Annotated in this window: 21 protein-coding genes; 7 read left to right on the forward strand and 14 right to left on the reverse strand. The window is 59.9% G+C overall.

The window, feature by feature from the left end; genetic code table 11:
• The first annotated feature begins 1 nt into the window (after nt 1).
• On the forward strand, nt 2–1981 hold the full coding sequence (locus HEP89_RS05015) for a cellulose synthase catalytic subunit (RefSeq protein WP_168691462.1): 1980 nt from the start codon (nt 2–4) through the stop codon (nt 1979–1981).
• A gap of 12 nt (nt 1982–1993) precedes the next feature.
• On the opposite strand, the gene HEP89_RS05020 is transcribed toward HEP89_RS05015, so the two are convergent.
• Nucleotides 1994–3082 carry a cache domain-containing protein gene (locus tag HEP89_RS05020; protein WP_168691463.1) on the reverse strand — a complete coding sequence of 363 codons (1089 nt, stop codon included), beginning with the start codon at nt 3080–3082 and terminating at the stop codon, nt 1994–1996.
• Nucleotides 3083–3292: 210 nt separating this feature from the next.
• Nucleotides 3293–3871 carry a TetR/AcrR family transcriptional regulator gene (locus tag HEP89_RS05025; RefSeq protein WP_168691464.1) on the reverse strand — a complete coding sequence of 193 codons (579 nt, stop codon included), beginning with the start codon at nt 3869–3871 and terminating at the stop codon, nt 3293–3295.
• A 51-nt stretch (nt 3872–3922) separates the two neighbouring features.
• Between HEP89_RS05025 and HEP89_RS05030 the strand changes: the two genes are divergently transcribed.
• Nucleotides 3923–4618 carry a DUF4336 domain-containing protein gene (locus HEP89_RS05030; protein WP_168691465.1) on the forward strand — a complete coding sequence of 232 codons (696 nt, stop codon included), beginning with the start codon at nt 3923–3925 and terminating at the stop codon, nt 4616–4618.
• A gap of 43 nt (nt 4619–4661) precedes the next feature.
• On the opposite strand, the gene HEP89_RS05035 is transcribed toward HEP89_RS05030, so the two are convergent.
• From HEP89_RS05035 to HEP89_RS05050, 4 genes are all read right to left on the reverse strand, one after another.
• Nucleotides 4662–6278 (reverse strand): thiamine pyrophosphate-binding protein, encoded by a 1617-nt coding sequence (locus HEP89_RS05035; RefSeq protein WP_168691466.1) that lies wholly within the window; start codon nt 6276–6278, stop codon nt 4662–4664.
• Nucleotides 6275–7567, reverse strand: coding sequence for a CoA transferase (locus tag HEP89_RS05040; RefSeq protein ID WP_168691467.1), 1293 nt, complete (start codon nt 7565–7567; stop codon nt 6275–6277). Before HEP89_RS05040 ends, HEP89_RS05035 begins: the two co-directional genes overlap by 4 nt.
• Nucleotides 7568–8287: 720 nt before the next feature.
• A complete protein-coding gene (locus HEP89_RS05045) occupies nt 8288–9154 on the reverse strand; it encodes a poly(3-hydroxybutyrate) depolymerase (RefSeq protein WP_208984392.1) in 867 nt (288 codons plus the stop codon).
• A 123-nt stretch (nt 9155–9277) separates the two neighbouring features.
• A complete protein-coding gene (locus HEP89_RS05050) occupies nt 9278–10063 on the reverse strand; it encodes an ion channel (RefSeq protein WP_055659316.1) in 786 nt (261 codons plus the stop codon).
• Between the two features lie 281 nt (nt 10064–10344).
• On the opposite strand from HEP89_RS05050, the gene HEP89_RS05055 reads away from it, so the two are divergent.
• Entirely contained in the window at nt 10345–11106 is a 762-nt protein-coding gene (locus HEP89_RS05055) for an SDR family oxidoreductase (protein WP_022999646.1), read from the forward strand.
• Between the two features lie 394 nt (nt 11107–11500).
• Here the strand turns inward: HEP89_RS05055 and HEP89_RS05060 are convergent, their stop codons facing one another.
• Both HEP89_RS05060 and HEP89_RS05065 read right to left on the reverse strand, forming a co-directional pair.
• Entirely contained in the window at nt 11501–11980 is a 480-nt protein-coding gene (locus HEP89_RS05060; RefSeq protein ID WP_168691468.1) for a DUF302 domain-containing protein, read from the reverse strand.
• Between the two features lie 93 nt (nt 11981–12073).
• Nucleotides 12074–13225, reverse strand: coding sequence for a YeeE/YedE family protein (locus tag HEP89_RS05065; protein ID WP_077290928.1), 1152 nt, complete (start codon nt 13223–13225; stop codon nt 12074–12076).
• A gap of 243 nt (nt 13226–13468) precedes the next feature.
• Between HEP89_RS05065 and HEP89_RS05070 the strand changes: the two genes are divergently transcribed.
• Together HEP89_RS05070 and HEP89_RS05075 are read left to right on the forward strand one after the other, a co-directional pair.
• Nucleotides 13469–14854 (forward strand): tetratricopeptide repeat protein, encoded by a 1386-nt coding sequence (locus tag HEP89_RS05070; protein ID WP_055657352.1) that lies wholly within the window; start codon nt 13469–13471, stop codon nt 14852–14854.
• Between the two features lie 43 nt (nt 14855–14897).
• Nucleotides 14898–16178 (forward strand): OpgC domain-containing protein, encoded by a 1281-nt coding sequence (locus HEP89_RS05075; RefSeq protein WP_209014456.1) that lies wholly within the window; start codon nt 14898–14900, stop codon nt 16176–16178.
• A gap of 232 nt (nt 16179–16410) precedes the next feature.
• Here the strand turns inward: HEP89_RS05075 and HEP89_RS05080 are convergent, their stop codons facing one another.
• The 5 genes from HEP89_RS05080 to HEP89_RS05100 form a co-directional block, all read right to left on the reverse strand.
• Complete coding sequence (locus HEP89_RS05080) at nt 16411–16695, reverse strand: DUF1150 domain-containing protein (protein ID WP_031268868.1); 285 nt, start codon at nt 16693–16695, stop codon at nt 16411–16413.
• 32 nt (nt 16696–16727) lie between these two features.
• Nucleotides 16728–17156 (reverse strand): Hsp20 family protein, encoded by a 429-nt coding sequence (locus tag HEP89_RS05085; RefSeq protein WP_006934007.1) that lies wholly within the window; start codon nt 17154–17156, stop codon nt 16728–16730.
• A gap of 160 nt (nt 17157–17316) precedes the next feature.
• Entirely contained in the window at nt 17317–18177 is an 861-nt protein-coding gene (locus HEP89_RS05090; RefSeq protein WP_168691470.1) for a LysR family transcriptional regulator, read from the reverse strand.
• A gap of 457 nt (nt 18178–18634) precedes the next feature.
• Nucleotides 18635–19123 carry a DUF4440 domain-containing protein gene (locus HEP89_RS05095; RefSeq protein ID WP_145903640.1) on the reverse strand — a complete coding sequence of 163 codons (489 nt, stop codon included), beginning with the start codon at nt 19121–19123 and terminating at the stop codon, nt 18635–18637.
• A gap of 93 nt (nt 19124–19216) precedes the next feature.
• The gene (locus tag HEP89_RS05100; protein ID WP_022999635.1) at nt 19217–20035 is read right to left on the reverse strand and encodes an RNA polymerase sigma factor; all 819 of its coding nucleotides are present in this window, start codon (nt 20033–20035) and stop codon (nt 19217–19219) included.
• A 167-nt stretch (nt 20036–20202) separates the two neighbouring features.
• Here HEP89_RS05100 and HEP89_RS05105 point away from each other — a divergent pair, with 167 nt between their 5' ends.
• Together HEP89_RS05105 and HEP89_RS05110 are read left to right on the forward strand one after the other, a co-directional pair.
• Nucleotides 20203–20562, forward strand: coding sequence for an MmcQ/YjbR family DNA-binding protein (locus tag HEP89_RS05105; RefSeq protein WP_168691471.1), 360 nt, complete (start codon nt 20203–20205; stop codon nt 20560–20562).
• On the forward strand, nt 20552–21739 hold the full coding sequence (locus tag HEP89_RS05110) for an MFS transporter (protein ID WP_209014458.1): 1188 nt from the start codon (nt 20552–20554) through the stop codon (nt 21737–21739). The genes HEP89_RS05105 and HEP89_RS05110 overlap by 11 nt, the downstream gene beginning before the upstream one ends.
• 7 nt (nt 21740–21746) lie before the next feature.
• On the opposite strand, the gene HEP89_RS05115 is transcribed toward HEP89_RS05110, so the two are convergent.
• Nucleotides 21747–22883 carry a DNA alkylation repair protein gene (locus tag HEP89_RS05115; protein ID WP_168691472.1) on the reverse strand — a complete coding sequence of 379 codons (1137 nt, stop codon included), beginning with the start codon at nt 22881–22883 and terminating at the stop codon, nt 21747–21749.
• Nucleotides 22884–23030 lie beyond the last annotated feature (147 nt).

The raw sequence follows: 23030 nt of genomic DNA on the forward strand, positions 1-23030 counted from the left end.
GATGTTCCCGGTCCTTTACCTAAGCGACACCGTTTCCAGCATCGTGCAGCTCAACCTTGTGCTGGCGCTTGGAATGCTTGTTCCTTTGCTTCTGTCCCGGGAAAAAACCTGGCACAGGGCCCTGCTCTTTGCAGCCTGCGCCGTGCTGACCGCGCGATATCTGTATTGGCGCGCCGCCTACACGCTTGCACCGCTGGATCTGACCTTCGACTGCCTCGCAAGCTGGTCCTTCTTCGCGATCGAATGCGCAGCGTGCCTGTCCTCGCTCAGTGCGTTTCTTATCCTGTCGAGGCACCGCGACCGCAAGCAGGAGGCGGACCGGCAGCAAGACTGGTGGGAACCCGAGCCCGCTCCAAAGGTGACGGTTCTCATCCCCACCTACAACGAAGAGCGAGACGTTCTGGAAAGGACGATCGTTGGAGCACTTGCCCTCGATTATCCGGACTTCAGCGTCCATGTGCTTGATGACAGCAGGCGCGACTGGCTGAAGGACTATTGTGTTGCGCAAGGGGTTACCTACGTCAGCCGGCCCGAAAACACGGGTGCCAAGGCAGGCAACATGAACCATGCGCTTCGCCAAATGGCCGAAGAAGATACAGCGCCCAGTTTCATTGCCGTCCTTGATGCAGACTTCGTTCCACACAGCAATTTCCTGAAGAGAACGGTCGCTCTTCTCAAGGATGAAAAGGTTGGACTGGTTCAAACGCCGCAACATTTCTTCAACTCGGATCCGATCCAGCACAATCTCGGCCTCAGCCGGTCCTATCCGGACGAACAACGCTTTTTCTTCGACTACCTGCAGCCGTCGCGCGATGCCTGGGGCATTGCCTTTTGTTGCGGAACTTCTTCCGTCATCCGCTGGAACGCGCTGCAGAAGATCGGATGGTTTTCGACGGAAAGCATCACCGAGGATTTCCTTCTGACGCTTTGCCTGAAGGACGCCGGTTACAACACGGTCTACCTGAATGAAGCCCTTTCCGAGGGCCTCGCACCGGAAGGTCTCAAGGAATACATCAGCCAGCGCGCCAGATGGTGCCTCGGCATGATGCAGATCGCCCGCAGCCGGTTCGGCCCCTTTTCCAACAATCGCTTGGGGCTTGCCGATCGGTGGAGCGTGATCGACAGCGTGCTTTACTGGACGACGAACTTTCCGTTCCGGATCGCTATCCTCGTCTACCCGTTGCTCTACTGGTACTTCAACATCATGGTCGTCGATGCGACCTTGCAGGAAGTGCTGCGCTATTTCGGCACCTATTACCTCTGGATCCTGATCACCTTGAACTTTGTGTCCGGAGGCCTGGTCGTTCCGATCGTCAACGACATCAGCCAGCTGCTTGGCGCAGTGCCGATTACCAGGGCTGCCTTCACGGGACTGTTCTTTCCAAAGGGACATCCCTTCTCGGTGACCGCAAAAGGCGGCGACAGAAGCCGGGTGGTCGTTCAGTGGCGCTTGATTGCCCTCTTCGGTACGTTCTTCCTGCTGACCATTGTCGGCTTGCTGCTCGGCATCATCTCCGACCACTTTGCGTATAATGACGCGGGCGATGGCAAGCTCGTGATCATGTTCTGGACGTTCTACAACCTGATTGTCCTCGGCGTGACGATGATTGTCTGCGTGGAACTTCCCAGACGCGAAATCCATTACCAGGACAAACCCGAACGGGCCATTCTTCATTCAGACATTGGCAGAACCCGGGTCTGGATCGTGGGATTGACGCAGAACTCCGTCAGGATCCGTGGTGCGTCGATACCTGACGATACCCCGGTCCGGATCGAAATCGACGGTGTTGGCATCGTCAATGCCATTGTGACGATGCCGGACGACGACGGCGCCCGCCTCCTGCTGGAGCCGCAACCGGAACAGCATGAAGCCCTGCTACGCCGCTTCTACACAACGGGAGAAGCCCCGGGCGTAACCAAAACCCGGTACCGCGCGTTGCTTGGTGACCTTGCACAAAGACTGTCAGCGCCACAGCGCTGACAGCACAAGATCTTACGGCTGCATCTTGTTTTGTAACCGTGCGACAGCCGCACTCAGCACGCTCGCTTCCGCCGTGGTCCTTGCTTCATAGGGGTAGATGTCCTCACCGCGCATGACAGCCCTGGCGGTTTTTGCCAGTTTGCGAAATGGTCGAACGAAAATCAGGATGAACAAGGCCGTAAGAGCGGCAAGGACGATGCCGAGGGTCACGAAGTAGACGATGAAAAGGCTCGTGAATTCGCCGATGGGGTGCGCAGTGTTGTTGATGCGCGCGATCATGCTCCAGCCGAATGCGGGCAGGTCCGCATAGCCGAGCACCGGGATCACGGTCGTGAAGTAAGTTGCGCCGTCCGGCCATTTCTCCACCCCGGTTTGCCGGGCACCGGTCATTGCGGACCGAAAACTCTGCAGCTTGTCGATCCGCTCGGAAAGGCCATCTGTTCGTGCAACAATGTTCCCTGTCCGGTCGATCACATAGACATCCAGCCCCATGGAATGGGCGGTTTCAGTCAGATACTGCTCGACCCAGTGGTGATTGATATGGAAGGCCAACACCCCTTCGACCGACCCGAATTCATCCGTTACAGGCGTAGCCATATCGAGAAAGCGGCGAGGCTCGTTTCCAATGGGTGGCAGCAGCTCCGCCAGAAGAACGGCCGGATGAACATCCCCGGCAAAATCTCCGCCAAGGCCGTTCGTGAACCACGGACGAGAAGAAACATCGGCGCCTTCCAGCATGCCGGATGAGGCCGTCAGGACCTTTCCATCGACCGACGCAAGACCGGCCCAGGAGATTCGCTCCTTTTCGGCGACGATCAGATCCAATGCTGTTCTGACGGCAGGCTCGCCGCGCCCTGTCATCTCAACCGCAACAAGCCGAAGATTGCGCCAATCCTGGTGGAGTTCCCGGGCAAAATCGAGCCCAACGCCCCTGGCCCTGACCGAGACGGCTTCCGCAAGTGCAGCGTCGCGGCTTTCCTTCAGCCGCTGGCCGACGAACGACCAGGCACTGAGCACCGCAATCAAACCTCCAAGTGCAACAAAACCACATATGGCCACCACCAAAGAGGGGTAGCCAGTTCTGGCACGCTTCTCCGTCATCAATCACTCCTCATCCCACAGAAAGTGAATCAGACACAGCGAATAGGGGAAATTGTGTGACACCCACGACCACCGATAGTGGGTAACAATGCTTGGCAGGCGGTTTCAGGCTCGATGGTTAAGGGTTTCTTGCCAGACTGATTAAAATTCGCCCCGTCGTGGAGGCTAGCGAACTAAGTAATAATGGCAGCGTCGCTACACATGGATGCATCAGGCAGTCACTCCGCCAATGCCCTCCACCACAAGACGCACAATCTTGCGGATGTCTGCTTCTGGAACCACGCCAACCTGCAAACCGTTCAGCATGGCCTGTCCATAGACACCCAGTACGATCAGGGCCATGAATTCCGGTCCTTCATCCTTGCGTATCAGCCCCTGGGCCTGGCCGAGAGCCAGGATGTCCCGCACGAGCCCCTGAAACGAGGTGCGGTCTGACGGTGGCTCGAGGGAAGGTCTTTGAACCGGCACCAGTGCAAGCCGCGCCACTGCGGGGTTGGCCACGCACCAACGGGCACTGTCTATCAGCACCGCTTCGAGCAACGTTACCGCATGCTGCCCCTCGGCCATGCGGTCACGATAGTCTGTGTCCCGGGCTTCCACCCGCGCTATGAGGCTGAGAGCAATGTCTTCCTTCGACCCGAAGAGATTATAGACGGTCTTGCGCGTCAGCCCTGCGCGCTCGGCAATCACATGAACCGTAGCCCCTTCGAACCCAAGTTCGCGAAACGCGATTTCCGCAGCATCGAGGATGAGTGCGCGCGAGCGCTCGGTGCGTTTCAGGCTTGTCATTTTTATACCCTAGTGTAATTTTACACTCTTGTAAATAAATGGAGCCAAGCGATGCTCAAGGAATTCGGACCGGAAATCTGGATTGCGGAAGGCCCAACAGTGAGAGCCGCTGCCGGATTTCACTATCCCACGCGCATGGCGATCATCCGCCTTTCCAGCGAAGGGTTAGTCGTCTGGTCGCCTGTTGCCTTTTCTCCGGAGCTCGGTTCTGCCGTCGATGCGCTCGGCACGGTCCGATACATCGTTCCGCCGAACAGTCTGCATGACACCTTCCTTGCGGAATGGCAGCAGGCCTATCCCGACGCCGCAATTCTCGCACCACCGGGTCTGCGTAGAAAGCGACCTGATCTTGTCTTCGCTGGCGAACTCGCTGGCATCACGGTGCCCGGCTGGCAGGCAGAGATTGATGTCGTAGTAGTTCCAGGGAACCGGATTACCAGCGAAGCCGTGCTGTTCCACCGGGCCAGCGGCACGGCTATCTTCGCGGATCTGCTGCAGCAGTTTTCACCCGGCTGGTTCAAGGGATGGCGTGCCCTGGTTGCCCGCCTCGACCTGATGACAAGGCAAACGCCTTCCGTTCCACGGAAATTCCGGCTCGCTTTCACGAACCGGGATGCCGCCCGGTTTGCCGTGCGGCAAATCTTGGACTGGCCCAGCAAGAGGGTTCTGATCGCGCACGGCACCCCGGTGTCCGAAAACGGCCAGGCCTTTCTCCGGGATGCCTTCCACTGGCTAATCAAATCGTGACGTCCAGAGACATTGCGCAAATCTCAGCTAGGTCTAGCCTTCTCTAAAACGTCCCGTCATATGCCCGCCGCTCAATCCGGCAGGCCAGCAGGGTGAAACCTTCGCGGGCGAGCGCGTCCTCGGCCTCACGGTGCAAAGTTTCTGCATCCTCCACCCACACACCGTGGCCGCCATAGGCCCTGGCGACGGCCGGGAAATCCGTTTCGCCGAAATCCACACCCACATTCGGGCGCTGGCTGGAGCGCTGCTTCAACTCGATCAGCGACAGGCTTGTGTCGACCAGCACACAGATGATGACGGGTATCTTGAGGTCACGCAGGGTGGAAAGTTCACCAAGGCACATTTCCAGACCTGCGTCGCCAACAAAGGCAATCACAGGGGATGCCCCTTCGACCACGCGGTGGCCCATGGCCAGCGGCACGGCGCAGCCCATGGTGCAGAGCGCGGAAGACTGCAGCATCTGACGAGGCATCGGACAGCGCCAGATCTGGCTGACAAGAATGCGGTGAGCACCGCTGTCGGCGGTTGCCACCGTGTCGGCCGGCAAGGCCGCGCGCAGCGTGTGGAAGACCGTGCCCGGGCCCCAGCCGGACGCTTCCGGTGCGAAGGCCTTGTCCAGCTCGGCCCGGACAGCGGCAGGTTCGCCAGCCGGCCAGGAGGGCTTTGCCGGCTGGCGCGCGGCGCCCAATAGATCAAGCGCCGGCTGCACTGCGCTGCGCAGCGTTGACCGTACACTGTGCATGCCATGGGTGCGCAGCACCGGGGTGATGTCGACCACAGGCGCGTCGGCATCCCACGGATTGCGCCAGTTGATGCGCATCTCGATGGGGTCGTAACCGAGCAGCAGAATGCAGTCGCTCTTGTTGATGAGCGGCAGCAGCAGGCCATCGGCCTTGGGTGAGAGGCCGGCTCCGCCAAGGGCAAGCGGATTGTTTTCGTCGAGCAGGCCCTTGCCCTTGTAGCTGGTGACAAGGGGAATTTGAAACGCTTCGCAGAATTCGGAAATTGCAGCCGAAGCTGCCTCGTTGACGGCATCGACACCGGCGATCGCAATCGGCCGTTCAGCCTTTCTGAAAAGGTCCAGCGCAGTGTCCAGATCCGGGCCGGACACCGGTGCGGTTGCGACCGGTGAAGACTGGAACACACGGCTCCAGGCTTCCTGTGTGTCCCCCTCGGCAACACGGATCGGTACGTCGATGTGCACCGGGCCAGGCTGGCCGTCGAGCGCAATGGCCAGTGCCTTTTCCATCATCACGTCCAGAGCGCCCAGACGAGCAGAGAAGCTGGCCTTGACGATGGGGCGCAGCAACTGTTGATGATCGAACACCTGGTGGGTGTAGCTTTCCGCCTCTCCCTGGTCGACACACCCGGTGAGGAAGATCAGCGGCACCCGGTCCTGCCAGGCATTGGCAACGACGTTGACCGCATTGGCCGCTCCCGGCCCGAGCGTTGCAAGAAGCACGCCTGGCGCGCCGTCGGCATGCCAGCCGCCTTCGGCCATGAAGCCACCCGCATTCTCGTGCTTCACCAGCACAAAGTTGAGGCCTGCCTCGTCCAGCGCCTGCATGAGGGCTAGCACCTCGCCGCCCGGAATGCCGAAGGCGTGACGGCAGCCTGCCGCGTGAAGTTTACCTGCGATGATATCCGCACCAGTGGTCATTTGCTGCTGTGTCCTTCAGTCGCCGTGTCTGGCGGGGTTGGGCCGAGGTCGAGAATGCCTCTGCCGGCAAGATCGGAAAGGGCGTCTGCACCAAGTCCAAGCAGACGGGTCAGAACATCCGCAGTATCCGCTCCCACAAGCGGTGGCGCGCTGCGGTAGGCAACCGGCGTCTTTTCCAGGTTGATGGGCGAGCCTATCAGGTCGACTTCGCCGCCAAGCGGATGCGGCAGGGTGATCCGCATCTGGCGCGCCAGCACCTGCGGATCGGCAAAAACCTGTTCCAGATCGTTCACCGGGCCGCTGGGAACGCCTTCAGCTTCAAGCTCGGCAATCCACTCTGCCGCGGCCTTCTCGATTGTCAGACGGCGGATCTTCGGGACCAGCTCCGCACGGTTGCGCACCCGGTCGGCATTCCTGGCATAACGCGGATCTTCGGCCAGTTCCGGCGCACCGGCAACCTTGCAGAACTTGCCGAACTGGCTGTCATTGCCAACCGCCAGAATGAAGGACTGGTCGCTTGCCGGGAAAGTCTCGTAGGGCACGATGGTGGGATGGCCGTTGCCGAGGCGGCCCGGCACCTTGCCGGAGGTAAGATAGGCCACACCCTGGTTGATCAGCCAGGAGACCTGAGCATCCAGCAGCGAGATATCGATGGACTGACCTTCTCCGGTGCTGTTGCGGTGGTTGAGTGCAGCGAGGATTGAGACGGTCGCATACATCCCGCACATGACGTCGGCGATGCCGACGCCGCATTTGGTTTCCGTGCCGCCGTCCTCATCCGCAAAGCCCGTCAGCGACATGATCCCGCCCATGCCCTGGATCAGGAAATCATATCCTGCCCGCTGTGCGTAAGGGCCGGTCTGTCCGAAGCCGGTTATGGAACAGTATATCAGGCGCGGGTTGCGAACCTTCAGCGTGTCATAGTCAAGTCCGCGCCGCTTCAGGTCACCGACCTTGAAGTTCTCCACCAGAATGTCGGCCTTTGCCGCCAGATCGGCAATCAGCTGCTGCCCTTCGGGGCTGGCGAGATCAATGGCGACGGACGCCTTGTTGCGATTGGAGGAAAGGTAGTAGGCGCTTTCGCCGGTCTCCCTGCCCTCACCATCTTTCAGGAAGGGCGGTCCCCAACCGCGCGTGTCGTCCCCCCGGCCCGGCCGTTCGATCTTGATCACCTCCGCACCGAGATCGCCCAGGATCTGGGTGCAGGTCGGTCCGGCGAGAATGCGGGAAAGGTCGAGGACAACAAGGCCGGACAAGGCGCCGGATGCGGCAGGAGACGGCTGGGACAAGGCTCACCTTCAAAATGACGTTTCCCGGTAAAGGCCACAGGCTGATGGGCGCCGTCAACAAGCCAGCATCAGCCCCCCGGACAAGCCGCCTCACTTTCTCGTTAGAAAACGGGAAGGAGGGGCGTTCGGAAAAGAACGTCTGGCAGGCAGAGGAATGGCCCAGACCGGGCAAAGGGAGTGTCGGGATCAACGCACCTAAGTGCCAGGAGAAGCGGTTGCGAGACAATTGATGCCCAGGAAACGAGTAGGCCCCGGGTCTCGCGGTGCTCGCCCGGGAGGACGACGGAAAGGGTTTTCTTGCGGCAGGTCAGTTTCCAACCCTATGAATATCCAACCATCTTTGGTGCCCCCCATCCAGTTCGTCATGCCATGGCTTGACCATGGCATCCATGCCGTGTCCCTTCCTCCACTCACTGCATTGCGAGATGTGAGGAAGAGGCATGGATTGTCGGATCAAGTCCGGCAATGACGGAGGAAAGAGGGGCAAGAGACTTGCGGCTTGTCCTTTCCAGTCTCCTTTGAGTGGAGTGGGCAGGCGACGTGTGAGAATGCATATTTCTCCGTCGTCATCCCGGACGGAGCCGAGATCCGGACTTTGGATGACGAAGGGCTCGATATTTTGGGGACTGCAGATGAGAAGGATGTTCCCCATCCCCGAGAGGTTTGTTGACCTTGGATGCGTTGAAATCCAACTGGGCTCAGCGCACGCCTCGTTCTTGCCTAGGTCGTCCAGCCCTTCATCTCGGCAAGCTCGTTCCAGGCGCGTTTGATCCAGCTGGCGCTCACGCTGTGGCCGCCGTCGTGGAGGCAAAGCTCCAGGAAGCCGTGTTTCGGCTGCCAGGTTTCACAGGTGAGGTTGCCTTCGGTATGGGTCTTCGGCGCGGTTTCAGAGAGACCGTCCTTGCGGCGCCAGACGTCGAAACTCTTGAAAACGTCCCCCTGTTTCCACTTGCCCCCGCCAAGCCAGCGTCCCTCGAGCGGCACAACGGTGTCCGACGTGCCATGCACGTGGAAAAGATAGGGGGTCTCCGTCACGCAGGACTGCGGCAAAGGTTCCCAGAAGGCGCCCGCGATCGGTGCATATCCTGCAAACATGCCGGAATCCTCGCAGGCCATGTACCAGGTCATGAAACCGCCGGAGGAAAAGCCGGACAGCATGGTGCGGCTTCGGTCGATGCCGAAGCGGTCGGATAGATCCTGAAGGACGCTGTCGAAGAACGCCGGTTCGTTCCGCAGGTTGCGCGGCGCTGTCGGGAAAGACCAAGTGCCGTTCATGCCCTGAACAGCAACGAAGGCAACACCCAGATCGTCCGCCATCTTGCGGAAGCTCTGGTTGCGGATCTCGTTGATGGCCTTGCCGCGATGGCCATGCAGGAAGAAGATTGCACCCAGAGGCTTGTCGACCGGCCGGTTCTCCGGCAGGTGGATGAAATATTCGCCGTTCGTGACGTCGCAGGGTTTTTCCTCGCCGCAGGCTGCGGTGCCTGCCGCGTGCGATGGTGCGCCGAATGCGCCCAGAGCCAGAACCACGGCGCCCGCCAGCAGGCCGAGGCGTCTGGAAAACCCGGTAACTGTCGCCAATGACATGAAGTGCTCCTTGCACGGTAAAAACCATTGCCCCGCTCCGCCGGTAAGGATGGCTCCCGGACGGCGTTTGTCCAGCGGTTCGTCTTCACAAATCGGCGAGAGGGCTTAAGGCCTGCAAGGTGGCTAGTCCCACGTGCCTTCAGTCGGAATATTGAGAATTCGGCCACAATGCTTGCAGTGCACCGCATCCGGATCGTGCCTGTTGAGACCGCAATCGGGGCACGACAGATTGACCTTTGCCGGGCGGAAGATCGTCTGCACCAGTCGCAGGAACAGGGCGACGCCGAAGATCATGATCACCACCGTCATCAGCCGGCCGACGCTGTCGGTCATGGTGATGTCGCCGAAGCCGGTTGTCGTCAGCGTGGTTACGGTGAAATAGAGCGCGTCGAGATAGTTGTTGATGTTGGCGTTGCGGTCGTTCTCGACCACGAAGACGAGGGCCGTCACGACAAAAATGAAGACGATCAGGTTGATGCCCGACTGAAAAATCTCCTCGTTGCGGCGGAACCACTTCGACGCCTGGCGCAGCTCCTTCAGCAGGTGATAGGAGCGCATTAGCCGCAGCATGCGCACAACGCGCAGGAAGGCGAAATTCTCGAAGAAGGCCGGAGCGACCAGAGAGACGATCACGACAAGATCAGCAAGCGATGTGAAGCTGAAGACGTATTTGGTCCGCCGTCTTTCGGCGATCAGACGCGCAACATAGTCGAGAGCAAGAACCGCGGCGATCGCATAATCCAGCTCATGATGGATGCGGTCCTTGTCGATCATCGACGAGACGATGAAATAGCCGATGGTGACCAGGTCGAACAGCAAAAGCGCATACCGGAACGCCCGCGACCCGACCGTGTCGCCAAAATAGAGCTGGCGCAGGATCGTCTGCAAACTCCGCTTCGTGTCCGCCATCGGCTTCCCCTGTTTCCTTGCGAACTGACCGGCATACGCTTTGCGCGCTGGCTGGATCATTCGTGCAGATGCCGCACGATGCTGTTGCAAACAAGCTGTTTATTCTCGCGGCCGACCGCACTAATGTCCGCTGTCGATCAACCAGAGCCTCCTGAATTCCGCTGAATGCAGGACGCTCGAACCTTTGTCAGAACCCGCCCGCATTCCGGCGTTTGTGCAAACGTCCGCGAATACCGGCAGGTCCAGAGGCCGTAAAGGCCCATCCAGAACGGGAACGTTACATGTTTGATTTGTCGGGACAAGTTGCCCTGGTGACGGGCGCGAGCCGAGGCATTGGAGAAGCTGCCGCCCGCAGCCTGGCGAAATATGGTGCCAAGGTCCTTCTGGCGGCACGCTCCGGCACGGATATCGAACGCATCGCCGGCGAAATCCGCGCGGAAGGTCGCGATGCGACGGCAGTCGTTTGCGACGTCGCGGATTATGACGAGGTGGTCAAGGCAGTACAGACGGCCATCGACACCTATGGTGGCCTCGACATCCTGGTGAACAATGCCGGCGTGATCGAACCGATCTCCCGGATCGAGGACAGCGATCCGGCGGAGTGGGGCAAGGTCATCGATATCAATGTGAAGGGCGTCTACTACGGCCTGCGTGCCGTGGCGCCGCATATGCTGGCCAAGGGCGCCGGTACCGTTGTCAACATCAGCTCGGGAGCTGCGGTCAGTGCGCTGGAAGGCTGGAGCCATTACTGTGCTTCCAAGGCGGCTGCGCTTTCCCTCACCCGCTGTGCGGACAAGGAATTCGGTGACAAGGGCCTGCGCATCGTCGGCCTCAGCCCGGGCACGGTCGCAACGCAGATGCAGGTCGATATCAAGGCCTCCGGACTGAACCCGGTCAGCCAGCTGGATCCGTCGGTGCATATTCCGGCCAGTTGGGTCGGTGAAGCCATCTGCTGGCTGTGCACGCCCGCGGGCGATGCCTACCGTGGTGTGGATTGCTCGCTGCGCGACGAGGATGTACGCAAGTCTGTCGGCCTGATCTGAGTTCCGTCAGCACGCCGGTCGGCTGTCCAGCCCCCAAGATCCCGGATCTCCGCTGCGCTGCGTCCGGGATGACCGTCTGAAATATGGAACGAGGTAGGCCCTCAACAGGCCAACGAGGCTTCAAAAACAAAAGAGGGCCGCGCTAGCGGCCCTCCCATGAGATCGACGTGACACAGGTCCCGGATCAGATCCCAGCGAAATCTCTCACTACCAGAGGCTGCTCCAGCACCGTTCGATTCCGCCCAGACACTTGGGCCACGCACCGATACTCATTAGACATGGGCACACCTCCTTTCAGTTGTTGAACACACTAAGAGTGTGGGGTCGCCCAGACAGTTTCACAAGCCCAAAAACAAGGCGTGGTTGCCAATCGATTACGCAATTCACAGGACTGTCACTGTGCGGCAACAGCCTTGTCGGCGATAGAGGTGAAGACCTGATCGAGTTCCCTTGCAAGTTCTTGCAAGGCCGGGCCGCCCTCGTCCATGTAGGGTGCGAAGACAAAACCGGGCGTTTTCCAGGAAAGCGTTGCGGTGCCGTCGGTGTTTTCGGTGACATAGAACCGGATCGGTGCTTCGATACCCGCGGCAACGGAGGCTTCCAGCATCCGGACGGCATAATCATTGCGATAGACGCCAATGATGCGGTTGCCGGGAATGGTAATTCCCCTGCCCTTCGCACCGTCCGAGGCACTGGCCTGGGTTACCAGCAACATGCCTTCTCCCTCGATCGCACTTTTGAGATCATCAACCAGCGCAGGGTAACTTTTGGTCGTGGGCAGGACCTGCCAGCCTTCGCGATCGGTCAGGCTGTCCGCTCTGGCCAATCCGACGGCAAACAGGCTTGTGACGACAACCAGGGCAAACAGACGCATTTTCTTTCTCCCGCAGGCGATGTTGCAATGCCGCGCACTCTAGCGGGGCCTGCCTCACGAACGCGTCACAATGCGGTGTGCTTCAGGACGTCTTCAGTCCATGCCAAGCCGCAAGCGCAAGCGGGTTCCGGCAAGACTGCCGAGGAAGCCAAAGACCAGCCACAGCCAGCCGTGCAGCGAGCCCGACGCCAGACCGCCCAGGTAAGCACCGATATTGCAGCCATACGCCAGGCGGGCGCCGTAGCCCATCATCAACCCGCCCGCGATTGCCGTCAGCACGTCGCGGCGGTTCAGACGCCAGACCGGAGCAAAGCGTCCGGCGAGGCCCGCCGCCGCCATTGCACCCAGAATGATGCCGAAGTCCATGACGGAGGTCGTGTCGCGCAGCACGGGGTTTTCCAAAGCTCCGCGCTGCCAGGTCCAGTAGGGCCAGCTGTCCACCGGCACGCCTGCCGCGTGAAAAAGCTTGCCGCCCCAAAGCGCAAAGGCAGAGGTGATGCCCCAGGGGCGTCCAATCACCACGAATGTGGCAATGCCGACGATCGCCAGCATCACCGCACCCAGCATGGGGGACCAGGGACCGCTGAGAAACGAAACTGTCGGCTTCGGTTGGGCAATCGAGCCATGAGCGCGCCGCTCTATGATGATGGTTGCAATTGCCAACAGGCCGAGGATGAGCGCGGTCAGAAGAAAAGCGCCATGCGGGCCGAATTCCCGGATGAGGGACTTCGGCGGCAATTTGGGCAAGCGGCCCCAGAGATGCAGATGCGCCGTGGCAGCCACTGACCCGAGGACAAAGCACGCCAGGGTAATCATCATGCGGGTGGAACCGCCACCGGCGGTAAACAGCGTGCCGGATCCGCAGCCGCCGCCCAGTTGCATGCCGAGACCGAACAGGAAGGCACCGAAGGCAGCTGCCACCCCGAAGGGAAAGACGAAGCCGCCCGTGGGCCAGCCAAGCGCGTGTCCCCAGGCAATCAGGGGAAAGGAAACCGCGCTGGTCAGAAGAATGAGAACGAATTGCGCCCTGAGCCCCCCGCCGCGTTTTTCCGTGACGATCCGTCGCCATGCGGCCGTGAAACCAAAGCTTGCATGATAGAGCGACAGGCCTGCGAGACCGCCGATCAGGACCGCCACTGCCTGGCGCGGTCCGGCTTCGCCATAGGCCCCCAGTGCGACCATGGCCAGAAGGCCGCCCGCAATGGCGACAACAGCTGCTTGAGTTTTCCCGATGGCCAAGGCCATGTGTTCCTGCTCCCGCGCAGATCCGACTTTAAAACCTCGATACGAAGACTTGCACTTCCCGCCTTAATTTCGCAACGAAGGTATCTTTTCTTCACCTACACATTGCCAACACCTTTTTGTGTTTTGCAGTTCAAGTGCCGCCTGCGGATTTTGGATAGGAATATTCAGCCATCCGGCCATTTACAGCCGCAGTTGGCGGGACCCGGTTTCAGAGGACCGGAATGAGAAACAAAAAGGCCTGTTATGCGTCTAACTGATCAATTCGGATATGAGCTTACCCTGTCGGACAAGGAAGCCTTGACCGCCTGGAACGAGACCGTGAAAGCCTTTCTGGCGCATGGCAGGACTACTCCCCAACATCTCGAGACATGCCTCGCCCTGGCGCCGGACTTCGCGCTTGGGCATGCAGCACGCGGGATTTTCTGCCTGCTGCTCGGCCGAAAGGAACTGACAGCGACGGCACAGGAATGCCTGGCGATTGCCAGAACCTCGGTCCAGCATACGCCGGTCACGGCACGCGAACTTGCCGTGGTCGACGCCCTCGGGTCCTGGTTGCAGGGATATCCCACAAGATCTGCCGACCTTCTAGATACCGTGCTGGTAACGGTTCCCGAAGATGCCCTGATCATGAAACTGGTTCACGCTATCCGCTTCGTGCTGGGCGATGCCACGGGTATGCGCCAGTCGATCGAGCGGGTGCATGCGGCCTATGGCGAAACCCACCCGGCCTATGGCTACATGCTTGGCTGCCGGGCGTTTTCTCTGGAAGAAACCGGCGACTACCGCCTGGCAGAAGCTGCCGGCCGCAAGGGACTGGAATTTGCCCGCGATGATGCCTGGGGCCTTCACGCCGTCGCCCATGTGCACGACATGACCGGCCGCTCCGAAGAAGGGGCTGGCTGGCTGGAAACACAGCCGGAAGGCTGGGCCCACTGCAACAACTTCGGCTATCACGTTTGGTGGCACCTGGCGTTGATGTATCTGGACCAGGGCCAGGCCGACAAGGCGCTTGCGCTCTATGACACCGACATCCGCAAGGACAAGACCGACGACTACCGGGACATTTCCAATGCGGCCTCGCTGCTTGTCCGCCTGGAGCTTGAAGGGGTCGATACTGGCCCCCGCTGGGACGAGCTGGCACTTTTGTCCGACAAGCGCGCCGAAGACGGCTGCAATGTCTTCGCCGACCTGCATTACCTGCTGGCCCTATTGAACGGTGGCCGCCGCATGGGTGCCGAGCGGTTGCTGACCGGACTGAAGGAACGGGCGCAAACCGAAACGGATCTTGGCCGGATCACCGCGGAAACCGGACTGCCGACAGGCCTCGGCCTGGAACAGTACCGGAAGGGCAATTATGCCTCCGCCTTTGCCCTGCTGGACTCGGCGAGAGACAATCTATACATGGTCGGCGGCTCGCACGCTCAGCGCGATGTCTTCGAGCGAATCACAATCGATGCAGCCCTGCGGGCAGGCATGCCGGAAGATGCGGAACGGCTGCTCAACAGCCGGACGCACAAACGCGGTGCACTGGACAGATTCGCCGAACAACGTCTTGAAATATGCGACAAAATGCACCGCGCCCACCGAGTGATGGAAGACCAAAAACTCAGGGCTACCGGCTCGGTCTGACCCACTGCCGGCACTCGACTGACCAATTATCTCTGGACCCAACGTGAACGCTCACACACAAACGAAACGCCCACGCGATCCGCGGCTTGATTTCTTCCGCGGCCTTGGAATGTTCATTATCTACGTTGCCCACCTGCCCTGGAACTGGTGGACACTCTGGATTCCCGCCCGGTTCGGGTTTTCCGATGCGACTGAAATCTTCGTCTTCTGTTCGGGCATGGCCTCCGCGCTCGCCTTCGGCAAGATCTTCGACGTTCATGGCTGGGGCATGGGGGCAGCACGCATCCTGCACCGCATGTGGCAGGTGTACTGGGCACATATCGGCCAGTTCCTGGTCCTCGCCGTCGGCCTTGTCATGCTTCAGAACAGCGGTTACCTGGCTGAGTGCTGCGGCCTGGAAGAAAATTATGTCGCCTCGCTCAACCTCCTGCATCTCTATGACAACGCCGAAATGGCTCTGCCCGGGTTGCTGACGATGACCTGGGTGCCCAACTACTTCGACATTCTGCCGATGTATGTGGTGATCCTGTCGCTGATCCCGGCGATCATGCTTGTCGCCCGCTATTCCGTGCCGGGCGCTTTCGCATTGTCGATCGGCCTGTGGCTGGCCGCCCAGTTCGACCTTCTGAGCCTGCCGGCCGAGCCCTGGTCGGACCGGGAATGGTTCTTCAATCCCTTCGCCTGGCAAATGCTTTTCTTCACCGGCTTTGCGTTCATGCGCGGCTGGATACAGGCCCCCCCCGTCAGCAAGACGTTGATCGTGCTTTGCGCGGTGGTGCTTGTCGCCACGGTTCCCTTCGCCTACTTCCGCGCCTATCAGGAAAATCACCTGAACTTGGTCTGGGCCCGCGAAATCCGCGAGATCATCAAGCCGCTCTGGATCAAGACGGAATTCGGCCTGTTCCGCTACCTGCACTTCCTTGCCCTTGCCTATCTGGCCTGGGTTGCCGCGGGCGAGCACGGCAGACGCCTGCTCGGACATGGCGAGATCTGGGGCCGGTTCGTGCGTGTTGTCCAGAAGGTCGGACAGCAGTCACTGCCCGTGTTCATGGCAAGCCTGGTCATTGCCCAGGCTGCGGGCATCCTGCGCGACATGGTCTGGGGTCGCGGCGAATGGCTTCCGCAAATCCTGTCGAACCTGCTCGGTTTCCTGGCGCTGATTGCCGTTGCCTATGTGGCTGGCTGGTACAAGAGCCAGCCCTGGCGCAAACCGCCTGCGACTTCCTCAACCGGACCGTCCGAACGACCGAAGACACCTCCGGCAGATGGCGGTGAACCTGCTGCCAAGGCAAAGGCCGAAACCCGGGAACCGGCCCTCACCTGATCAGGCCGGCCTCCTGCCCGACACAAGAGCGCCCGCAGAAGTCCTGCTTCTGCGGGCGTTTCGTTTGTGGGGAATACCTTCATTCGATAACCAAAGGCCCCGGGCTTCACCATTTGGAAGCGCTCACCTGTGAAGCAATGAGACCCGGCCCAGCTCAATACAGGGCCTCAAAAACAAAAACACCGGCCAGATGGCCGGTGTCGCATTCGTTTTGCAGTCTTGTCAGTTGACGTCAGTGCAGTGACGCCATTTCCAGTTCTGCTTCAAAGGCATTGGCAACCGCAGCTTCGCGGCTGTCTGCCAGCAGGATCGGCGTACCGTCCGCATTGAGAAGCGCGTAAAGCGTCATGTTGTCGTGCAGCGGCGGGACATCCGGAAACATTTCCTTCAGATCCCGGGCCTTGATCGGCTTGATATAGGCGACATCTCCGGTGCCCAGTTCGGTCAGTTCATCGACCGACATGAATTCGGAAAGTAGCGTGCGGTCTGCCCATGACGGGCTATTGGGGTTTTGCATCAGTCATTCTCCATATGTTGGCCGACGAGCGTTCATTCGCCGCTGGAGATTTCTATTTTTCTGATGACACGCTCCGGTTCCGGGCGTGCCAGGTCGATGGACAGGAGCCCATCTTTCAAGTCGGCTCCGAGGATCTCGATCCCCTCGGCCAGGACAAAGGCCCGCTGGAACTGACGGGCGGCAATGCCGCGATGCAGATACTGCCGGGTCTTGTCGTCTACCTGACGACCCCGGATGACCAGCTGACTCTCTTCTACCGAGACTTCAAGCTGCTCTCGTGTGAACCCTGCCACCGCCAGGGTGATCCGAATGACATCGCCTTGATCTTCTGTTTTCGGAAGTCTCTCGATGTTATAGGGCGGATAACCGTCGTTGGCGGCCTTGGAGACGCGATCGAGCACGCGCTCGATATCGTCGAACCCGAGCATGAACGGGCTAGAAAACGCTGACATGCGTGACATCCTCAAAGTCCTTGTCGAAGCGACCTTGCGCCCGGACCCTTTCAAGGCATCCGGACCGGAACCAACCGGTTCCTTTCATGATTAAATATGGAGCTTCGTTAAAATTGATTCAAGGAGCCATGCTTTCACCCATTTTTGCTTTCACTGTTCTGTGAATTATTCAGGAGAACGAAGACAAAATCGGGTTCTGTTTCAAGAACTTCGTGAGAGCGGATACGGCCTGGCGAACTGTTGGTTCATGACGCTCGTCCTGATGCATGACCAGCCACCGCTCGGTTTCCATGGTGTCAAACGGGCCTTCGATGCGCATCAGATCGGGATAGGCATCGCCGACAAAGGTCGGCAACAGCATGCGGGCATTGCCCTTGCGGACGAGTGAAAGAGCAAGCGAGGCCTTGTTGACGGTGATTACCGCATCAGTGCCATGGTTCTCCTTCAACCAGAGGCCCGTCGGCGAATGGGCATCGTCTTCCACCAGCCCGACCCAACCAAGCCCTGCACCCTTTGCAACCTTTGCAGCCTGATAGGCGGCATATTGGACCTTTCCAACCTTCTGTCCTGCCAACCAGGCCTGTTTGGGCCGGCTGTTGCGGATACCGATATCGATCTGCCGGCGGGCAATGTCCCGGTTTCTGAGATCCGCAAGGATTTCCGGCAGCCAGCCGGCGTCAGGGGTCCAGAAAGACGACAGGTTGTCGATGAGCAGCCGCGCGGTCCAGTCACCCGCCGATATCCGGATCCTCCGGCGAAGGCCTTCTCCTTCTTTCCACGCATCGATGCTGCGGGCGGTCTGGTCCATGTCTTCCAGGTAGCGCAGGAGATCATGTGCGGCAGCGGTCAGCTGGTAACCTCGCGCCTCGCGCTCCACAAGGCGAACGTCGAGGCTTTTCTCCAGAGCGGCAACCCGGCGGCCGAGCGTTGCGGAGCTGACGCCGGTCTTGTCAGCCGCTCCGGCAAGGCTGCCTGCTTTCGCGACCGCCAGGAACAGTCGAAGATCTTCCCAATCGATATTTCGTTTCATTTTTGAAATCTCGTTTTCAATTAGAAAACATGGGAATAGGCGCGTCTCATGAGACTATCTGCAAATACCTCTTCAACAAAATCAAAATTGAAGGGAGCAGCAGATGCTCATTCCCTATTCCTTGCCGTTGCGAAAAAAACACTGTGTGAGCCGCCTGCCCGCCTGGGACGATCCTGTCAGATCGCTCTATCCGCATCATGCGGAATTCTGGCCGCAGCAGATCCCGGAGCATGTCCGGCTGCTCAAACTCGGAAAGAGGCTGGCCCGTAAACGACGCCGGCTGGCCGTGATGAAATTCCTGAGGATGTGCCTTGGTCATCCCCGCAGACGGAAGAAGCCCCGGAGTATCTCCGAGGCCCCTTGCGGCGACCCGCCTGGCAAGCGCGCAACAGATCGTGGCTGCGCAGGCCAGGCCCGTGTCACCGTTTCTCCGGCAGTACCGGCTACCTGACGCGGTTCAGTTCGCGACCGGGATCAGGCGGCTGCCATAAGGATTGTCGATCACCATCTTCCAGCTGCCATCGGGCTGCCGCCGCAACACGGCGATGGAAAGGCCTTCGCCGGCCACCGGTTTTCCTTCCGGATCGGTGCCGGTCATCGTCCAGGGTGCGATGTGGACAGCAAGATCGCCTTCCACGATCACTTCGTGGCCGGAATAGGTGAATTTCGGCGAAACGGAGCGGAACTGGTGAAACAATTCGCGCGCCAGGGTGCTGTCGGACACCGGGTTTCCGGGCTCGAACGCAATGCTCTGGCTTGGTTCATAAGTCTGCATCACCGTATCGATGTCTCCCTTTTCAAAGGAGGTCGTCATTTTTTCGATAAGGGTGATGACGTTCTGTTGTTCCGGGCTCATGTCTTTCGTTCCTTCTGCGAGGCTGGGTTGGGAAAAGGTGACGACGGCAACGGTGGCCGCCATGGCTGCAAGGTGTTTCAACTGGGTCACGGAGGTCTTCCTTTCGATCGGCAAGGCGGTGCCAGTCCCGCCCTTTGCCGGGCTGGTTGATGTATTGTGCGATTACTGGCGGGTCTGGTTGCGTCAGTGGCCGGGGGACAGGATCTCGGTCAGCTGAACGCGGATGTCTTCAGGGCAACGTTGCCGGGGAACCGCATTCTGAAGTTCAAAAGCCTTCAGACCGTCGATCACCGATGCGACCTGCCGCCGGGCGTCGTGATAGGTTTGCGCCCCTCCGGCGGAATTGGGATAGGATCCGGGTTGAATTCGGCCGGAAGCGACGGCTGCAGGAAGCCGCTTCGGACAATTGCATTTCGCCTTTGCCGAAACGATGCCGCAGTGGCGCGAGGTAAACGCCATCACTTCCTCCCGTGCCCGCGACAACCGCTTGCGGTAGGCCGCAGGAGCAATTTCCAGAATGCTGGAAGCTTCGCCGTGTTCCAGTTCCAGGATATCGCCCAGCACATAGGCCAGTCTCAGGTCCATGGTCAGACAAAGCAGCATGGCCATGGTGCAGGAAATCCTGAGTTCATTCAGCAGAAGCACATCGTCCGGCGCCTTGGGCGGTTCCGCCACCAGGCCGTCTTCCAGATCGGCGGCAAAGGCATCGAATGTCAGTCCGAGATCCCGGTCGCGAACCTTCTTGGCGCTCACCAGGTAGCGAACGGCCACGCGGTAAACCCAGGTCGAAAACCGGCTCTCGCCCTTGAAGGTTGAAAGTTTGGTCAGGATTAGGATGAGAATTTCCTGCGTCGCCTCGCGCGCATCTTCCGGATTGACCAGAATGCGGCGGGCCAGATGATGGATCTGATCCTGTACGCCCTCCAGAACCCGTTCCAGAGCAATCCTGTCACCTTCCTGGGCCGCCTGGACCGTTTCCGTTTTTACGCTGATTGCCGTCATGTCGTGTTCCGTCTCTTGGTGTCTCGTAATGTTAGAGAGCGCGGGGCTGGAATGTGTGACACGTTTTTTTCATTGCGATGCAGCTTGCGTGATTCAGCTGGAAAAGCCACTCTGCCGCTCCTGCCGAAGGACCCCGTTTCCGGTCCCACGACTTTACGAGCACGCCAATGACCCGCGACGAGTTTGACGCCTTCTGCAAAAAGCTTCCGGCAACCACGCATGTGATCCAATGGGGCAATGCATCGGTCTGGAAGGTTGGCGGCAAGATCTTCGCCATCTGCTCTGGTTGGGGCGAAGGCGATTTTCCACGGTTCAGCTTCAAATGCTCCGATATTTCCTATTCCCTGCTCACTCAGAAGGAAGGAATGATCCCCGCGCCTTATCTTGCCCGTGCCAAATGGGTGCAGATGGAAGAAGAAGGCGCGCTGTCCGATGCGGACCTGAAGGCCTATATCGAAGCCGCGCACAAGATCATCGCGGCCAAGCTGACCAGGAAGCAGCAGAAGGAACTGGGTCTTGCCGGGTGAGATGGCGGGCAAATGGCGATCACTCGGCCTGCTGATGCTGGCCGAGATCGCCGCCATGAGCCTGTGGTTCATGTCCGCAGCGATCCTGCCCGATCTGACCCGTGAATTTCCCATATCCGACTTTGCCCAGGCCGCTCTTTCCAGCGCCGTCCAGATCGGCTTTGTGTTCGGCGCTGTCGCGTCGGCCTTTCTTGGCCTCGCCGACAGGATCGACCCTCGGCGGTTCTTCGCTTTCAGCGCGATCACCGCTGCCCTGTTCAACGCAAGCCTGCTGGTGGTCGAGCCGGGTGGGCTGACCTCTATCCTTGCGCGTTTTGCAACCGGCGCGCTGCTTGCGGGCGTCTATCCGGTCGGCATGAAGATCGCCGTCGGCTGGGGCCAGAAGGATCGCGGGTTTCTGGTCGGTACGCTTGTCGGCGCGCTCACCTTCGGTTCCGCCGCCCCTCATCTTCTGGCCTTGCTTGGTGGCACCGACTGGCGCTGGAGCCTGAGCGTTGCCTCTCTTGCGTCCGCTGCAGGTGGCGTGCTGTGCCTTTTTGCCGGACTCGGGCCGTTCCATGCCAAGGCGCCCCGCATGAAGATGAAGGCCATCTTCACCGCATGGACAAACCCAAAGATCCGCTATGCCTATGCAGGCTATCTCGGCCACATGTGGGAGCTTTACGCCATGTGGGCCTGGATCGGCGTTGCCCTTGCCGTTTCCTTCTCCGCCCATATGCCCACAGAAACCGCGATCCCGCTGTCTCGCCTGATCGCGTTTCTGACCATTGCAGCGGGTGGTGCTGCCTGCGTTGTCGCGGGGATCATGGCCGACCGCGTCGGCAAGGCGAACATCGCGATTGCCGCCATGGTCATCAGTGGCACCGCCGCGCTCGCCTCGGCCCTCACCTTCGGCGGTCCCGTCTGGCTGACAATCCTGTGCGTCCTCATCTGGGGCGCTTCCATCCTGCCGGATTCGGCCCAGTTCTCTGCCCTTGTCGCCGACTACGCTCCGCCTGACCAGGCCGGCAGCCTGATGAGCTTCCAGACCGCCCTAGGCTTCGCGCTGACTTTCTTCACGGTGCAACTGACGCCGCTTGGCGCTGAGCTGATCGGCTGGCCCGGCGTGTTTGTCCTGATGGCCATCGGCCCGGCGCTCGGAATTTTGGGGATGCTCAGGCTTAAGCGGCTTTCCTGAACCGCGATCAGTTCATTGCCGTCGGCATCACCAGCTCAAACTCGGAAAATCCGAAATCCTTCCCGTTGATCCGGAGGCTGATCGCCTGCGTGCCTCCGTAATAGACCCGCGTTGTGATCGGCCGGATGGCGTGGCTGCGGGACAGCGTCAGCCGTTCCCCCGGAGCCAGTGTCAGCTTGGTCCATTTGAACACCTTGGGCGCCAGTGTGCCGTTGGCCTTCTTGAAATGGATCAGGTAGTCGATCACCAGATCCTGCGTTTTACTGCTGGTCGAAACCAGCTCGATGTTGAAGCCGACGGCGTCTCCATAAGCAACCTCTGACGTCAGGACCTGCGGGCCTTCGACCCGGATCTCCGGCGGATTGAGCCCGAAGGCTTCCAGTGTTGCCGTGTGGCCCTGCTTGATCAGCGACCGGCAGGCGTGACGTACGAGTTTTTCACGGTTCCTGTCCGCCCCCTTCAGCCAACGTTTCGCGATATCGGCTACCAGTTCAGGATGGTCCTTGGCGATATCATTGAGGTGATTGGCTACGGACCGGCGAACATAGTCTTCCGGGTCGTCCTTCAGGGCTTCCAGAAGCGGCAGAGTGGGTGTGGGGTCTGCCACCAGAGCCTGGAGCCGCATGCCCCACGGCAGGCGCGGCCGGGTTCCTTCGGAAACCAGCCGGCGGACATGGACGCTCTCGTCCTTCACCCAGGGCGCCATGATGGCGAGTGCCTGATCCTGGTCCCTGGCCAGGAAGGGGCGCACGTCGAATTCGGCCGTCGCCCGCTTGGTCATTTCCTTCAGCAGCACGAACGAAGCCTCGAAATCCTCCAGGCCACTTGCCGCAACGACCATGCCGAGCGGCATCATGCCCCATCCTCGGATACCCTGCTCGTCGCTGCCCCTGTCGAAGGCGACTTCCGTCATCGGATGCAGCATGGCCTGCAGGATGGCAAAGCGGACAGACAGTTCCCGTGGCAGATGATGATCCAGATGTCTTGCGATCAGCGCAGCACGCTGCTTGAGTTCCAGACTGTCCAGCTCTTCCAGGATATCCGCTTCAAAGCCCAACCGGTCGAAATCGGCATGATGTTGCGCGACATGGCCACCGATGCAGCGCACCAGATCCGGTGAAATGTTGTTCTTGAAGGGTTCCAAAGGTTTCTCCCTGAAGCGGTTTCGAGGTGTTTGCCAGAGCTTCGGAAGGAGTTCCAGACATCTCCTGCCGCTCTCCTGACAAGCACCGTCAGGAGGATGTTCGAATGGCCAAAAACAAAAAGCCACCCCGGTTGCCCGGGGTGGCTC

Source organism: Labrenzia sp. 5N, assembly GCF_012395805.1.
Taxonomy (GTDB): Bacteria; Pseudomonadota; Alphaproteobacteria; order Rhizobiales; family Stappiaceae; genus Roseibium; species Roseibium algicola.

Excerpts from the sequence above, each read along its gene's own strand:
- HEP89_RS05015 (WP_168691462.1), top strand. The coding sequence starts at position 2 with ATGTTCCCGGTCCTTTACCTAAGCGACACCGTTTCCAGCATCGTGCAG.
- HEP89_RS05085 (WP_006934007.1), bottom strand. The coding sequence starts at position 17,156 with ATGTCACGCATGTCAGCGTTTTCTAGCCCGTTCATGCTCGGGTTCGAC.
- HEP89_RS05100 (WP_022999635.1), bottom strand. The coding sequence starts at position 20,035 with ATGACGGCAATCAGCGTAAAAACGGAAACGGTCCAGGCGGCCCAGGAA.
- HEP89_RS05050 (WP_055659316.1), bottom strand. The coding sequence starts at position 10,063 with ATGGCGGACACGAAGCGGAGTTTGCAGACGATCCTGCGCCAGCTCTAT.
- HEP89_RS05020 (WP_168691463.1), bottom strand. The coding sequence starts at position 3,082 with ATGACGGAGAAGCGTGCCAGAACTGGCTACCCCTCTTTGGTGGTGGCC.
- HEP89_RS05080 (WP_031268868.1), bottom strand. The coding sequence starts at position 16,695 with ATGCAAAACCCCAATAGCCCGTCATGGGCAGACCGCACGCTACTTTCC.
- HEP89_RS05090 (WP_168691470.1), bottom strand. The coding sequence starts at position 18,177 with ATGAAACGAAATATCGATTGGGAAGATCTTCGACTGTTCCTGGCGGTC.
- HEP89_RS05060 (WP_168691468.1), bottom strand. The coding sequence starts at position 11,980 with ATGCGTCTGTTTGCCCTGGTTGTCGTCACAAGCCTGTTTGCCGTCGGA.
- HEP89_RS05055 (WP_022999646.1), top strand. The coding sequence starts at position 10,345 with ATGTTTGATTTGTCGGGACAAGTTGCCCTGGTGACGGGCGCGAGCCGA.
- HEP89_RS05105 (WP_168691471.1), top strand. The coding sequence starts at position 20,203 with ATGACCCGCGACGAGTTTGACGCCTTCTGCAAAAAGCTTCCGGCAACC.
- HEP89_RS05030 (WP_168691465.1), top strand. The coding sequence starts at position 3,923 with ATGCTCAAGGAATTCGGACCGGAAATCTGGATTGCGGAAGGCCCAACA.
- HEP89_RS05045 (WP_208984392.1), bottom strand. The coding sequence starts at position 9,154 with ATGTCATTGGCGACAGTTACCGGGTTTTCCAGACGCCTCGGCCTGCTG.
- HEP89_RS05070 (WP_055657352.1), top strand. The coding sequence starts at position 13,469 with ATGCGTCTAACTGATCAATTCGGATATGAGCTTACCCTGTCGGACAAG.
- HEP89_RS05035 (WP_168691466.1), bottom strand. The coding sequence starts at position 6,278 with ATGACCACTGGTGCGGATATCATCGCAGGTAAACTTCACGCGGCAGGC.
- HEP89_RS05025 (WP_168691464.1), bottom strand. The coding sequence starts at position 3,871 with ATGACAAGCCTGAAACGCACCGAGCGCTCGCGCGCACTCATCCTCGAT.
- HEP89_RS05065 (WP_077290928.1), bottom strand. The coding sequence starts at position 13,225 with ATGGCCTTGGCCATCGGGAAAACTCAAGCAGCTGTTGTCGCCATTGCG.